The organism is Bacillus sp. 9.4, assembly GCF_055486415.1.
The window spans coordinates 701,589-715,953 of record NZ_JBVFMU010000002.1 but is presented as its reverse complement, the minus strand read 5'-3'; the positions used below and the strand labels follow the sequence as shown (position 1 = coordinate 715,953).

Genomic DNA, 14,365 nt, shown 5'->3' with positions numbered 1-14,365 from the left:
CCGTGGAATGCGCTAACACACGTAAAACTTGACAGGGTAGTGACTCAGCCGACGCAAAAAATGAGGATAGGATGCCTTCTGTGTTTCCCTATTTACACATGCATCTGAAAGGCGAAAGCTGCCATTAAGTGCTGACGAAGGAAGGGTGTATCGTTTCTGACGATGCAGGACAAGCCACAAGTATACGAACCCAATTTTGGGTTGGTTGAACCTGTTAGGGACACTTGACACAGTAGGCTTATTTGGGGAATAACCAACGGCAAATAGGGTGAACACACGGATACCACAAGTGGATATACAATCAAGTTTCAGTCGCCTGCCTGAGTTTGTTTATTTTTTTACAAGCAAACTCAGGCAGACAACTTGTCCAGTCGTTGTCCACAGTCTCAACCAATCAAGCAAAAAATCAAAAGAAAAGTCAAGACAAATAACAAAGAAATTTGTGAGGTTCACTATGAACCTGGCAAGGTATAGTTCAAGCTGAACCAGACCCAGACCCTTTGGTTAAGTATATATACTTAAATGAAACCAACAAACGACAGTTCAGTATGAACCATCGTTTCTCCAGAAATGGGGAATGAGACAGAGATACATGATGAAGCTCTGTCACTCTGCAAAATAGAGTAATGAAAAAAGGGCGTTTCAAAAAGAAACACCCTCTAAACCATTATCTTTCTAACGGATTAATAAGTTAAATAAACCTGCAAGGATTATAATTGCTCCACAAACTGTAATAAACGTTCCGTTTTTTTTATTTTCTGATTTAGATGTTAGTATCCCTCTGATTAGATAATTAAGACCGACTAATATTAGTGACCAATAAAAGAAAACTCCTTTTAAGGTAAAGCCCAGTATGATAAATAAAAGAACCAATGCTAGTGTTGTGTAGTGGAAAAGTCTGAATGTAAGACTAGTCATTATAAACCCCCTAGTTTAAATTCTCCTTAAAATACAATTAATGGGTTGTATTTAAATCTATAAACATCCAGAATTGTAAATGTATAACAAAAGGAGATTTTAATTTATCATGAAAAAGATTGTCCTTTCAAGTGTTGCTGTGTTGACTGCTGTTACAATTTTTAGTCCTGTTTCAGATGCAAAAGAACTTCAATCTTCAAGTCCAGTTGTCCAGAATGTAGAACCGACTTATGAAACTGAATCTGTAGAATACAACGGAACTACGTACACTTTTTCTGAAAGAACTGTTAATGATGTAGTTGAGATTATTGTAAATGATGGGGAAAAAACAGACAAGATTCAATATGACCAGAATATTGGAAAACTTGAAGTTAATGGCGAAGTGGTGAATTATGAAGAGGCTTCATCACCTATCGAACAATTGGCTAATAAAAATGATACATCGGCTGGAATCTTGAGAGATCAATGGTCAGGCTATAATGTTAGTAATGGTACTTATAGTACGATTAGTGCCAGTGTTGCAGTTTTTGCCGGAGTCCTTTTGGCTACTAGCATGAAAACAGCTAAAAAGGCGGCGGCCGTTACAGCAGCAGCTGGTGTCATTGCTGCTGTAAGTAGTGTAAAGACTACAGTTTATTGGAGTAGATTAGATTATAAGTTGATGAATGCCAAGAAGGGGCAATATGAGCGTAAATCAGATACATTTTTTAAAAACTATAAAAATAAGCATCTTTTCAAGACTTCTTGGCTCTGGAAAAGAAAATTAAAATAAATATTCTCGGTTTTTAAATGATTAAAAAGATAATTAGACTCCCTTTTGGGAGTCTTTTTTATTGAGTTAGGCGAGGTAATAGATGGAGTCCTGTATTGTTACTCGCTAACTAATCCTCAAATTGAGGACTTGTGAAGCTGGCTTTTTGTGTCACCATGGAGTCACATCGGAGTCACAAAAACTTTAAAAAACACTTAGTAACAACAAATATCAATCAGGAAACTAAATCCTATGACCCCTTATGTGACAAGGGTTTAGACGATTTTTTAGGATTGTTAAAGATTAGTCAGAATACGTGTCTCGTCCTTGATAGGGTAGAGGTCGCTGGTTCGAGCCCAGTCGTAATCATAGCTTAAACCCTTGCGCATTTTATAGGGGGTTGTCGGTTTGTTAATGCAGTATATGATTTAAATGAAAACTCAGGAATAATATTGAGTTGAGAAGATAAAATAAAAACCCCATTTCTAAAGTCCAAAATGGGGTTTTTTCTTAATATCATATTAAGTTGCTGCTCTATCTGCGACCTTATAAGTGGACTGCTCAGAAAGAGCGTATGAAGCGCTGGATACTCCAACAATGCCAAGCAAGAGCGCTAAACAAATTGCAATTTTACATTTTTTCATTTAAATGTTTCCCCCTTTGAATTTGTTTACGTGCTTCAATTGCCATTTGATAAAAATCGACCGCATCATGTCTGTCTTCTTTGTTGGTCAAAAAATCAGCAACAGCAACAGCGTATTCTTCCATATCACCATAAAGGTTTTTCTCTTTGAAGAACTTGAACACTTCTCTAAGTGTTTGTAAGTCAAATGATAAATAAAGACCTTTAACCAGTTTTAATTTCTCGGTTACTTCCTGGTTGTTGTGTCGGGCAGCAACCTTCTGACCTTCCTGGTATAATTCTAACGCAGCCTTTAAATCATTCTTCTTTGCTTTGACATACGCCAGATTAAAAATCGCTTTGGACTCATAAATGTGCTTTCGATTCTTATGAATTTTATAGGCGATTTGAAAATGTTTCTCAGCATTGTCAAGTTCTTCAAGATTATTATAACATAATCCCACATTAAAATGAGCTGAACCAATTAAATGTTGTTCCCCTATTTTTATAGCATCATTTAAGGCTTTTTCAGCTGTTTCTAAAGCGTCCTCATAACACATTTTATCTAGCCAGTTCCCAAAGATAACAAACTGACATTGGACCATTTCCTTGCCATATGTAAGGTTCCCCTGAGCATCTTTTTGCTCTTTAAATATAGAGTATGCTCGCTGGGCATAATTCATTGAAAAATGAGTCTCTTTCATATAGTAATAGACTTCTGACATTTTGAAATAGAACTCTGCCTTATCTGTATTTGCGTTCTTATCTAATAAATCAAGATATTTTTCGGCTTCGCGATAATATGTTAAAGCAATAACTAAATCTCTCGTTCTAAAATGATACATGCCGGTAAAAAAATGATAATAGAACTCTATTGTATTGGTGAGGGATTCAGGAGCCATATTTTCCCTTGTCTTTTTGAGATCAGCATAAACACCGTCTATATTTTTAACAGAGTCAGGTTCGAGATACGAAAGCATTATTTCGTGGCGCAGATTTAATAGCTGGAGATAGACTGCTACTTTTTCATTTTTCTCCATCATATCGAATTCTTTTTCAACTTTTTGTTTCATTTCTTTTGCTTTCTCAACTCGACCCTGTTTTATGACAACATACCAATGATTAATGTCTGTAGTTACGTAATGATATGGGATTAAATCCGAAACAGACAATCATCTTTTTCAAGAAAATGTTATAATGAAAAGCCATAAAATGATAGGAGGGGGAATTTCGATGCATTACATAACGGCATGTTTAAAAATCATCAGTGATAAAGACCTTAATGAGATAATGAAGGAATTCAAAAAACTTGAGGAAGAAACGAACAAAGAAGAGGGTTGTATTACATTCCATGCTTATCCGCTTGAGCCATCAGAACGTAAAATAATGCTTTGGGAGATTTGGGAAAACGAAGAAGCTGTGAAAACCCATTTCACGAAAAAACACACAATAGACGTTCAAAAACAAGAATTAACGGAAGTAGAATGGTTAATGAAAAGCAATGTGAATGATTGAAAGGCTCTTTAAAAAGAGACATTCAATGACTTAGAATCAGCCATTTGTGATTAAGTAGTAAATTGTTGTCCAACTCTTATTTTTTTCTATTTAATATTTTTTGAGACGAAAATGTTTTTTTGAGCTGATTTTGAAATGTATTCAAAGTCAGCTCTGTTTGATTTAATGGATTATATTCTTTGGATAGCTTGTTACCCATAATAATGGAGATACTCCGTATAAATTGGAGGTTAAAATAATGAGTCATTCTCAAGAAAAAATTGCACTAATTACAGGAGCAAGCAGTCAAGGGGATATTGGTACGGCTATTTGTCGTAAGTTAGCCTCACAGGGTATACATATCTTCTTTACTCACTGGAACTCTGATGCGGCCTGGATAGAAGAATTTCAACAAGAAATTTTACATATGGGTGTGCGCTGTGAGGCAATGAAAATTGATTTATCAGATGCACATGCTGCATTCACAATACATGAAAAAATTTCAGATAAATTAGGATATCCTTCCATCCTTATTAATAATGCAGCTCATTCCGGAAGTGATAATTATGTATCGTTAGATGCTAAATCACTTGATGATCATTATGCGGTTAATATGAGATCAAATTTTCTTCTTTGTGTTGAATTCGCCCGTCGGTTTAAAAAATCTAATTTAATATCAGGAAGAATCATCAATATGACATCAGGGCAGGATTTAGGTCCTTTGCCTGGGGAGTTAGCGTATGCAGCTACTAAAGGAGCTATTTCTGCCTTTACTAGGTCGTTATCACAAGAACTTGCACCATTGGGCATCACTGTTAACGCTGTAAACCCAGGTCCAACAGATTCTACTTGGATGACAGATGAAATAAGAAATTTTCTTTCACCTAAATTTCCAATGGGGCGTATTGGCACACCAGATGATGCAGCACGAATGATTGCTTTTCTTGCAAGTGATGAGGCTGAATGGATAACTGGACAAATTATTCATTCAGAAGGTGGATTTATTCGGGGCTAAGCTAATGAAACACAATATACAACAATGTATGATGTATTCCCAAAACTAAATCTAAACTTGAAGCGCAATTGAAATAAAATAAGGTCCCTTCTCTTTTTAGAGGGGGACCTTATTTTATTCATGCATGTTTTGCATCCAGAAAATCTGGCGGATAAGAGATTAATAAACCGTTACATATACTTTTCCGAATACTGCAGTACCTTTAAACAAAGTAATCGTGGCTTTTCCTTTTGATTTAGCCGTCACTAAACCATTTTGATCGACTTCAGCAACTTTTTGGTTATCAGTCCAATAACGAGTAGCTGAATTATTTTTAACAGAATAGGTTTCTCCAACTTTTAGAGGTAAATTATAGTCTTGAATCTTGATAACATGTGTAGGTGAAATAGAAATGTTCTTTACTTCAGTAGGTGTGGAGTTTATTTCATAAGCTGAAGCTACCCCGCTGACCGACAGAGCTAACGCAGAAATCGATAAAGCAGAAACAACAGTTTTTTTGAAATTCATTTTGAAACACTCCTTTAAAGTTTTTTGTCTTGCACTATAACAATTCAATAAAAGTAATTATTTTCCTTGTAAATAAATGTTAATAATGTGTGAACGATCAATTGATTTGAGCTAAGACTATTGTGTGCCCTGCACAGAGTTTGTATTTATCATTGAAAATTGCTGAGAGAGAATGGCCATCCTTAAAATGTTAATAAAACACATTTGATGGGGTTATTAGTTTGTTGAGCGTGTGGAAATTTTGTTTGTTATCTGCACTTTATCCCCGAAGATGCCAAATCACTTTTCTTCATCATGTTCTTACTTTCGTACTCATACATTAGAAAATCTTCGTTCTAAATAGGTGAAGAATTGGAGTATTTTTATGAATTTCTGCTGAATAACGAAAAAAAATACATTACATAGCAAACTCAAAGAATATAAAAATCGCTTTTTTCCGGAAGCTTCGGTAAAAAACGAAACTTTTGTCTCTATGATTTTATTTTATAATGTAAACGGTTTCTTATATAGTATACTTATACTATCAATTTGCTCAAGTAGACACTGACAGGAAGGATAGAAAAACAGATGGAATACATAAATACAAGACAAAAAGAGATTTTGTATCTGTTGTTATCTGAACCTGATGACTATTTAGTTGTGCAAGATTTCGCAGATAGGGTACAGTGTTCTGAAAAAACAATCCGGAATGATTTGAAAGTGATCGAGGATTATCTCAATGAGCATTCTCATGCACAGCTTATTCGAAAACCAGGGTTGGGCGTTTATTTACATATAGAAGAACAGGAAAGGACCTGGCTAAGCCAACAATTACATACTGAACATTTTTCTTCTAGGCAGCGGAGCGATGAAGAAAGAATGCTGCACATTGCTTATGACTTATTAATGAATCCGAAGCCTGTTTCCGCAAAAGACATTGCCGCTCGGCATTTTGTCAATCGATCTTCCATTAAAAAGGATTTATACGCAGTAGAAGAGTGGCTGAAGCGTTTTGATCTCACACTGGTTTCTAGGCAGCGGCTTGGATTAAAGGTTGAAGGGAACGAAAGAAATAAAAGAAAGGCATTGGCAAGAATATCTGATTTGATTCACAATACAGCGTTTACCAGCCAATTTATTAAAAGTAAGTTTTTACATTATGAAGTAGACTTTGTGACGAAAGAAATCAAATCACTACAAAAAAAGCATTCCCTCTATTTCACAGACGAAACGTTTGAAAGTTTGCTGCTGCATACATTGTTAATGGTCCGCCGCATCAAAATGAAGCAGCCGATTTCATTGTCCCCAAAAGAAATGGCGGCAGTAAAAAAGAAGAAAGAATATCAATGGACATTTGCTTGTTTACAGCGGCTTGAACCGGTTTTTGCAATCCGCTTCCCAGAAGAAGAAGCCGTGTACTTAACATTACATATATTGGGCGGTAAAGTTCGTTATCCATTGCAGAAGGAAGAGAACCTTGAAAATGCTGTGCTTCCTAAGGTTGTAGGGCATTTAATCAATCGTGTTTCAGAGCTGAAAATGATGGATTTTCATAAGGATCAAGATTTGATCAATGGTTTGAACATTCATCTCAATACTGTGCTACAACGGCTGAGCTACGATCTTTCTGTAGCAAATCCTATGCTCAATGACATCAAAAAGATGTACCCTTATTTGTTCCACCTCATCATTGATGTTTTGGAAGATATCAATCAAACTTTTGATCTTCATATTCCTGAGGAAGAGGCAGCATATTTGACATTGCATTTTCAGGCAGCGATCGAACGGATGCAGTGCAGCAGCGAGACACATAAAAAGGCGATTATCGTCTGCCACATGGGGATTGGGATGTCACAATTGCTGCGGACAAAAATTGAACGGAAATGTCATCAAATCGCTGTAATGGCCTGTATTGCAAAGGCCGATTTAAAGGATTATATCAAAAAGCATGAGGATATTGATCTTGTCATATCCACCATTGCGCTGGAGAATATAACGGTTCCCCATATTGTTGTGTCTCCGCTTTTAGAGCCTGGCGAAGAGAAGAAATTAAGTGCGTTTATACGTCAGCTGGGCGAATCACACCGCCAAAAACAAAAAACGTTTCAAATGCTGAACAATACGACTCCTTTTTTGGTTTTTTTGCAGCAGGAGGCGGAGCATCGCTACAAGTTAATCGAACAGCTGGCGACAGCTTTGTTTGAGAAAGGCTATGTTGATAAGGACTATGCGGTTCATGCGGTGATGAGGGAAAAAATGTCGGCGACAAATATTGGATCAGGCATTGCCATTCCTCATGCAAACGCTAAATTTATTAAACAATCAGCAATCGCGATTGCCACATTAAAGGAGCCGCTTGAATGGGGAAATGAAAAAGTTTCGCTCGTTTTTATGCTGGCTGTCAAACACGAGGATCAAACCATGACAAAGCAGCTGTTTAGCGAGCTTTCATATCTTAGCGAGCAGCCGGCCTTCGTCCAGAAGCTGACGAAAGAAGCCAATGTCATGACATTTTTATCTCATTTGGATTATTAAAAGCAGGGATTATTCCTTGCTTTTTTTTGTTATAGGGAAAAATGCCTTTATTACCGGAACCTATGGTAAAAAAAGCGATTTTATTGAGCTGATTTCGGTATACAGTTGAGACAAGATCTTATTATTCACACTTTAAGGAGGTTTCCTATGAAACTGTTAGCGATTACATCTTGTCCGAACGGAATCGCCCATACGTATATGGCAGCGGAAAATCTGCAAAAAGCTGCTGACAGACTGGGCGTTAGCATCAAAGTTGAGACCCAGGGGGGAATTGGTGTCGAAAATAAGCTAACCGAAGAGGAAATTCGCGAAGCGGACGCAATCATTATCGCGGCGGACCGTTCGGTGAACAAAGACCGATTCGCGGGAAAAAAGCTGCTGGCTGTCGGGGTTCAGGAAGGCATCCGCAAACCGGAAGAATTAATTCAAAAAGCGCTTAGCGGTGAAGTGCCGGTCTATCAATCTGCTTCAAAAGCTGAATCCGCAAGTCAGCAGGGTAAAAAACAAAACCCGATTTACCGTCATTTAATGAACGGCGTTTCTTTTATGGTTCCTTTCATTGTCGTCGGCGGATTATTGATAGCGGTTGCATTAACTCTAGGAGGGGAGAAAACACCTAAAGGCTTAGTTATTCCGGATGATTCCTTCTGGAAAACGATTGAACAGATCGGCAGTGCTTCATTTTCATTTATGATTCCGATTTTAGCCGGCTATATCGCCTATAGCATCGCTGATAAACCGGGACTTGTGCCAGGGATGATCGGCGGTTATATTGCGGCGACTGGAAGTTTTTATGACAGCGCAAGCGGCGCCGGATTTCTCGGGGGGATTATTGCCGGGTTTTTGGCCGGATATGCTGCACTTTGGATAAAAAAATTAAAAGTTCCAAAAGCAATCCAGCCAATTATGCCGATTATTATTATTCCGGTGTTTGCATCACTGATTGTAGGTTTAGCGTTTGTGTTTTTGATCGGCGCGCCTGTAGCTCAAATTTTCGCCTCTTTAACAGTTTGGCTGGCGGGGATGAAAGGGTCGAGCTCGATCCTTCTGGCATTGATTTTAGGGGCGATGATCTCATTTGATATGGGCGGTCCCGTAAATAAGGTGGCGTTTCTGTTTGGATCGGCAATGATTGGAGAAGGAAATTATGAAATTATGGGACCAATTGCTGTCGCCATTTGTATTCCCCCGATTGGCCTTGGCATTGCGACGTTTTTAGGAAAAAGAAAATTCGAGGCATCTCAAAGAGAAATGGGGAAAGCGGCATTTACGATGGGACTCTTCGGCATTACTGAAGGAGCGATTCCATTTGCGGCGCAGGACCCTCTGCGCGTCATTCCAAGTATTATGGCAGGCTCAATGACAGGTTCTGTGATAGCGATGATTGGCAATGTGGGAGACAGAGTGGCGCACGGCGGACCTATCGTTGCAGTGCTTGGCGCAGTTGATCATGTCTTGATGTTTTTTATTGCTGTGATTGCAGGATCTCTTGTCACTGCTCTGTTCGTCAATGTACTAAAAAAGGATATTACGGCGTCTCCTGTGCTCAGTGAAACTGCACCGCCCTCCGCGCCAAGTGAAGCTGCGGCAGCAAATGAAATAAAGCAGCCAATCCAAAGCCAAAAAGCTGAGATGTCGGAATTTAAAAAACTGACAGACATTATCAGCCCGGAATTAATTGAACCAAATTTATCGGGGGAAACGAGGGATGACATCATAGATGAATTGATTCAGAAATTGTCCCGAAGAGGTGCGCTGCTTTCAGAGAGCGGGTTTAAACAAGCCATTTTGAATCGTGAACAACAGGGAACAACGGCGATTGGCATGAATATCGCGATTCCGCACGGAAAGTCTGAGGCGGTCAGGGAGCCGAGTGTTGCCTTTGGGATCAAACGATCAGGCGTTGATTGGAATAGCCTGGATGGATCAGAAGCTAAATTAATCTTTATGATTGCTGTACCGAAAGAGAGCGGGGGAAACCAGCATCTCAAAATACTGCAGATGCTATCTCGAAAGCTAATGGATGACAATTATAGGGAGCGGCTGCTCTCCGTGCAAACAACAGAAGAAGCCTACAAGCTGCTAGAAGAAATCGAATAAAGCGGGGGATTTTCATGACGACTGAACCGTTATTTTTCAAGCCTGTTTTCAAAGAAAGAATTTGGGGCGGGACCGCTTTAGCTGATTTTGGCTATACCATTCCATCACAACGAACAGGAGAGTGCTGGGCTTTTGCCGCGCATCAAAATGGTCAAAGCGTTGTTCAAAACGGAATGTATAAGGGGTTCACGCTCAGCGAATTATGGGAACATCATAGACATTTATTCGGACAGCTTGAAGGGGACCGTTTCCCTCTGCTTACAAAAATATTAGATGCTGACCAGGACTTATCTGTTCAGGTGCATCCGAATGATGAATATGCCAACATACATGAAAACGGCGAGCTTGGAAAAACAGAATGCTGGTACATTATTGATTGCCAAAAAGATGCCGAGATTATTTATGGCCACAATGCAACAACAAAGGAAGAACTAACTACCATGATAGAGCGTGGAGAATGGGATGAGCTCTTGCGCCGTGTAAAGGTAAAGCCGGGGGATTTTTTCTATGTGCCAAGCGGTACTGTTCATGCGATTGGAAAAGGAATTCTTGCTTTGGAGACGCAGCAGAATTCAGACACAACCTACAGATTATATGATTATGATCGAAAAGATGCAGAAGGCAAGCTGCGCGAGCTTCATCTGAAAAAGAGCATCGAAGTGATAGAAGTCCCGTCTATTCCAGAGCGGCATACAGTTCACCATGAACAAATCGAGGATTTGCTTACAACGACATTAGTTGAATGCGCTTACTTTTCGGTGGGGAAATGGAACTTATCAGGATCAGCAAGCTTAAAGCAGCAAAAACCATTCCTTCTTATCAGTGTGATTGAAGGGGAGGGCCGTATGATCTCTGGTGAGTATGTCTATCCTTTCAAAAAAGGAGATCATATGTTGCTGCCTCACGGTCTTGGAGAATTTAAACTCGAAGGATATGCAGAATGTATCGTCTCCCATCTGTAACATGGCAGGGCTTGAGAAATAAATTTGCGAGTGAAGACGCCTATTCTCCAGCAATGATCTAACTAAAATAAGAGTTTAATAGTTGGAGAAGAAATGTTACACTCTTTTCTGTATATGGTAAAGAATGAAAAAACACGATTCGGTTGGTAGTCCGGATGCATGATTGATCATGTCAGTAACCTTCCCCTCCTCGGGATGTCCATCATTCTTTAATATCTTTTATGAGGAGGGAATCGTTATGAAATTAACGGTTTACTATGATGGTCAGTTTTGGGTAGGCGTTGTTGAAGTTGTGAACAATGGAAAGCTAAGAGCCTTTCGTCATCTTTTTGGCACAGAGCCGAGGGATTCTGAAGTATTAGAGTTTGTTCATAACCAACTCCTGAATATGTTGGCCCAAGCTGAGCAGGAAGGAGTTCGTTTACAAGGCTGACGTCAAAAAAAGATCAATCCAAAAAGATTGCAGCGCCAGGTTTCAAAAGAGTTGAAAAACGCCGGAGTAGCTTCTAAAGCTCAAGAGGCGATAAAGCTAGAGCTTGAAGCAAGAAAGCAAGAGAAAAAACAAATAATGAAAGAACAACGAGAACATGTAAAAGAGCAAAGGTATATGCTCAAAAAGCAAAAAGCGAAAAAGAAGCACAGAGGTAAATAATCCAAACAAAAGCAGGCGCAGTGCCTGCTTTTGTAATTAAGGACTCTACTTTGTAACATATATCCAATGTTTATATTCCGCTGATTTATGATTCAATATAAACCCTAACTTCTCCAAGGTTTTTTGTGAGCCTAGATTATCATGTTCGCATCTTGCGGTGATCCGGGATACTGTTTCTTGGCTTAATGCCCAGTTTATTAGTTTTTGGGCGGCTTCCACACAATAACCTTTGCGGCGATGACTTTTATTTGTTGCAAAACCGATTTCAATCATGCCATTTTCGTCTGGGTCACCTAAAAATCCAGTTCCCCCAACAATTTCATGACTGTCCTTCTTTACAATAATCCATGAATCAAATCCTTTTGTTCCATTGTTTTTGACTAAAATCTCGCGGAAATAAGGTATCGCTTCAAAAAAATCAGAATTTGGCCATTCACCATTTGTTTCATAACCTAAGTCTTTGATAGCCTGATGATCTTGTTTAGACGCGGCGTCAAGAAGGGGAATATCAATCGTTTTTAAACGTAATCGATTCGTTTCAAGGAGAACCATATATCAAATCCTCTTTTCTTTTTACTGGGAATAATGATAACATATAACAATTTTCTCTGATACCTTGGCAGTAGAGAAAGATGAAAAAATTGAGGGGGATTGAAAGAGTGACAGGTGAGAGTTTGCCCAGCCCAAAAACGGGTAGGAAAATGCTGATGTTAATGTGTCCCTACCCGTTTTTCTGTTCCTGAATGCAGGGTTTCTGATAACATGTTGTGCTACCTTTTCGCAATCAAATAAAGCGATATGGCTCTTTGGGTTTGCACAGGATTATGAATGATAATGACCCATTGGTTTCTTCGTCTTGGAAAGCTTGCTACCGCATACAATGGAGCAGTATCGCGCGGAGTGAACCCACCATTTATCACGTTGATATCTCTTCCTTCTAGATGACAAACTAAGTATTCACCTGGATTGATGACCTGTTGGTTCGTCCATGCGTAAGAATAAAAGCCGTCTCCAAGATCTTCGGTGGAAGATGGGGGGACAAAGCCATCTACAGTCAATGTGATTTCTCTTCTTCGCTGTCTTTCTGAAAAGTCTGGACTTCTTTGAGGGTTATGAGTATGTGAAAAGTAAGGAATTAACGCAGGGCCATAAAAGTAATGATACAAAGCAACCACTCCTTTATTTTCCATTCATACAAATTGTATGTGGGAGTTATTTGTTCATTCCTGTTTTGTTCCATGTAGACTAATAATGGGCTATAGGCGTCCAAGGTAATCAATTTGTACTTTCGTTGTTCAATGCTAGTAACCTTGAAAATGCAGGTTAGGATGATAGAATTTACATATTACTGCAAGAAGTTAGACATACATCATTTTGATAGTGGGTGAAAACGATGGCGAAAAAAATGGCAAAAACAAATGCGGTTCGTCTGATAGAACAGCAGAACATCTCTTATGAGTTATTAGGGTATAAAACAGACGGCCAGCCTGTAGATGGCATCTCTGTTTCGGAAAAAATCGGTTATCCTGTGAAATATGTATATAAAACGTTGGTTGCAGCAGCAGGAACAAATCATTATTATGTCTTTGTTGTACCCGTTGCAGAAGAGTTAGATGTAAAAAAGGCAGCAAAGGTGACAGGGGAAAAGAAAATAGAAATGATTGCAATGAAGGAGCTATTAGCGGTAACTGGCTATCTTCGCGGCGGCTGCTCGCCAATTGGCATGAAAAAATTGTTCCCGACCTATATTGATGCATCTGCAGAAACGCTTGATTTTATCATTGTCAGTGCAGGGAAAATCGGTATGCAGCTAAAGTTGGCGCCACAAGATTTAGCCAAATCATGTGATGCCGCATTTGCAAAAATTGTATAGATGCAGATATAGGGGAAACGAAAAAGCTTAGTCATATCGATTAAGCTTTTTCTGCATCTCTTTCAAATATGATTTCAAAATAAGCAGCTGCCCCATACCCATCTATACTGGGAGCGAAAATCTGAACGAATCTCCAGCCTCTTTTCGCATAATCATGGATGATTTGCTGGTAGTCTTCTTTAGGCCTTCTTCTCATCGTACTCAGCTCAACTCTTACGAATTCATATTCTTTCATCGTTTGATCCCTCCTATTAAGGTATACGCATAATTGAGCAAGAAGTTCCAAAAACCTAGGTTAAGGTCCGAAAGTATATTTCACTCACTAAACAAATACATTTATCCCTGATGCCTGCATGCATCTGGGAAGAGTTAAGGGGCTATAAAAACGAATTTTACCGGGTCAGCAGTCTAAATGAATCTCTTGCTTATTGCATTTGACTGAGTATATAAGTAAAAAAAGAGCGGCCAGAACATATAAGAAGGAGATGATCATTAACGCACTCATAACAGGGTAGTGTTTAGCGGAGTAGATGAAAAAATCAAGCTGTGAAATTTGTTTGGGGCTGCTGACGGCATCAATTCCATTTAGCAGTTTTGAGAGTTTAGCAGTATAGTTCCAATCAAATCGATCTGAAACAAGCTCGCTTCCTTGATACCAATTAACAGCAGCTAAAAACAGAAATATCATAATAGAAAATCCAAGCTGAACAACTAAAAATATTCCCTTCACTTTTATATGACCTCCAAATCTATGAATATGGGAAAATCAAACAATATATTATCACCGTATGGGTTATTCTTGCAATTTCACTTTCATACAACTCAAACGCAAGTCTATTTTTTTGTTTGTTTTTGGCTTATAATACCTGATGATGGAAAAAGAATGCGGGTTTATAGATTAGAGAAACAAATGTATTTCTTAGCATTTTTTATTTGTGGAGAGAGTATAGAAGCATT

13 protein-coding genes and 1 pseudogene are annotated in these 14,365 nt (G+C 38.7%); 8 read left to right on the top strand and 6 right to left on the bottom strand.

Features of this window, described 5'->3' with window-relative positions; translation table 11 throughout:
- Positions 1–1,027 precede the first annotated feature (1,027 nt).
- The gene (locus ACZ07B_RS10225) at positions 1,028–1,690 is read left to right on the top strand and encodes a hypothetical protein (RefSeq protein WP_464877157.1); all 663 of its coding nucleotides are present in this window, start codon (positions 1,028–1,030) and stop codon (positions 1,688–1,690) included.
- A gap of 609 nt (positions 1,691–2,299) precedes the next feature.
- Here ACZ07B_RS10225 and ACZ07B_RS10220 read toward each other — a convergent pair.
- Positions 2,300–3,463 carry a response regulator aspartate phosphatase gene (locus ACZ07B_RS10220; RefSeq protein ID WP_464877156.1) on the bottom strand — a complete coding sequence of 388 codons (1,164 nt, stop codon included), beginning with the start codon at positions 3,461–3,463 and terminating at the stop codon, positions 2,300–2,302.
- Positions 3,464–3,488: 25 nt separating this feature from the next.
- On the opposite strand from ACZ07B_RS10220, the gene ACZ07B_RS10215 reads away from it, so the two are divergent.
- Together ACZ07B_RS10215 and ACZ07B_RS10210 are read left to right on the top strand one after the other, a co-directional pair.
- Complete coding sequence (locus tag ACZ07B_RS10215) at positions 3,489–3,806, top strand: putative quinol monooxygenase (protein WP_015252322.1); 318 nt, start codon at positions 3,489–3,491, stop codon at positions 3,804–3,806.
- A 238-nt stretch (positions 3,807–4,044) separates the two neighbouring features.
- The gene (locus ACZ07B_RS10210; protein ID WP_217019721.1) at positions 4,045–4,800 is read left to right on the top strand and encodes an SDR family oxidoreductase; all 756 of its coding nucleotides are present in this window, start codon (positions 4,045–4,047) and stop codon (positions 4,798–4,800) included.
- Between the two features lie 159 nt (positions 4,801–4,959).
- Here ACZ07B_RS10210 and ACZ07B_RS10205 read toward each other — a convergent pair whose 3' ends face one another.
- Positions 4,960–5,307, bottom strand: a complete 348-nt coding sequence (locus ACZ07B_RS10205; protein ID WP_217019720.1) for an Ig-like domain-containing protein — start codon at positions 5,305–5,307, stop codon at positions 4,960–4,962.
- A gap of 567 nt (positions 5,308–5,874) precedes the next feature.
- Between ACZ07B_RS10205 and manR the strand changes: the two genes are divergently transcribed.
- The 4 genes and pseudogenes from manR (at position 5,875) to ACZ07B_RS10185 (ending at position 11,535) form a co-directional block, all read left to right on the top strand.
- Positions 5,875–7,821, top strand: a complete 1,947-nt coding sequence (manR, locus tag ACZ07B_RS10200) for a BglG family transcription antiterminator (protein WP_217002581.1) — start codon at positions 5,875–5,877, stop codon at positions 7,819–7,821.
- 147 nt (positions 7,822–7,968) lie between these two features.
- Complete coding sequence (gene manP / locus ACZ07B_RS10195) at positions 7,969–9,921, top strand: PTS mannose transporter subunit IIABC (protein WP_217019719.1); 1,953 nt, start codon at positions 7,969–7,971, stop codon at positions 9,919–9,921.
- 14 nt (positions 9,922–9,935) lie between these two features.
- A complete protein-coding gene (gene manA, locus ACZ07B_RS10190; protein ID WP_125121310.1) occupies positions 9,936–10,883 on the top strand; it encodes a mannose-6-phosphate isomerase, class I in 948 nt (315 codons plus the stop codon).
- 169 nt (positions 10,884–11,052) lie between these two features.
- Positions 11,053–11,535: pseudogene (locus tag ACZ07B_RS10185) on the top strand (YjdF family protein).
- A 45-nt stretch (positions 11,536–11,580) separates the two neighbouring features.
- On the opposite strand, the gene ACZ07B_RS10180 reads toward ACZ07B_RS10185, so the two are convergent.
- Together ACZ07B_RS10180 and ACZ07B_RS10175 are read right to left on the bottom strand one after the other, a co-directional pair.
- Complete coding sequence (locus tag ACZ07B_RS10180; protein WP_167559944.1) at positions 11,581–12,087, bottom strand: GNAT family N-acetyltransferase; 507 nt, start codon at positions 12,085–12,087, stop codon at positions 11,581–11,583.
- A 218-nt stretch (positions 12,088–12,305) separates the two neighbouring features.
- Complete coding sequence (locus tag ACZ07B_RS10175; protein WP_009967031.1) at positions 12,306–12,701, bottom strand: hypothetical protein; 396 nt, start codon at positions 12,699–12,701, stop codon at positions 12,306–12,308.
- Between the two features lie 227 nt (positions 12,702–12,928).
- Between ACZ07B_RS10175 and ybaK the strand changes: the two genes are divergently transcribed.
- The gene (ybaK, locus tag ACZ07B_RS10170) at positions 12,929–13,408 is read left to right on the top strand and encodes a Cys-tRNA(Pro) deacylase (protein ID WP_086343718.1); all 480 of its coding nucleotides are present in this window, start codon (positions 12,929–12,931) and stop codon (positions 13,406–13,408) included.
- Between the two features lie 40 nt (positions 13,409–13,448).
- Here ybaK and ACZ07B_RS10165 read toward each other — a convergent pair whose 3' ends face one another.
- Both ACZ07B_RS10165 and ACZ07B_RS10160 read right to left on the bottom strand, forming a co-directional pair.
- A complete protein-coding gene (locus tag ACZ07B_RS10165; RefSeq protein WP_003232825.1) occupies positions 13,449–13,643 on the bottom strand; it encodes a DUF4177 domain-containing protein in 195 nt (64 codons plus the stop codon).
- Between the two features lie 165 nt (positions 13,644–13,808).
- A complete protein-coding gene (locus ACZ07B_RS10160) occupies positions 13,809–14,138 on the bottom strand; it encodes a YjdJ family protein (RefSeq protein WP_088325626.1) in 330 nt (109 codons plus the stop codon).
- Positions 14,139–14,365 lie beyond the last annotated feature (227 nt).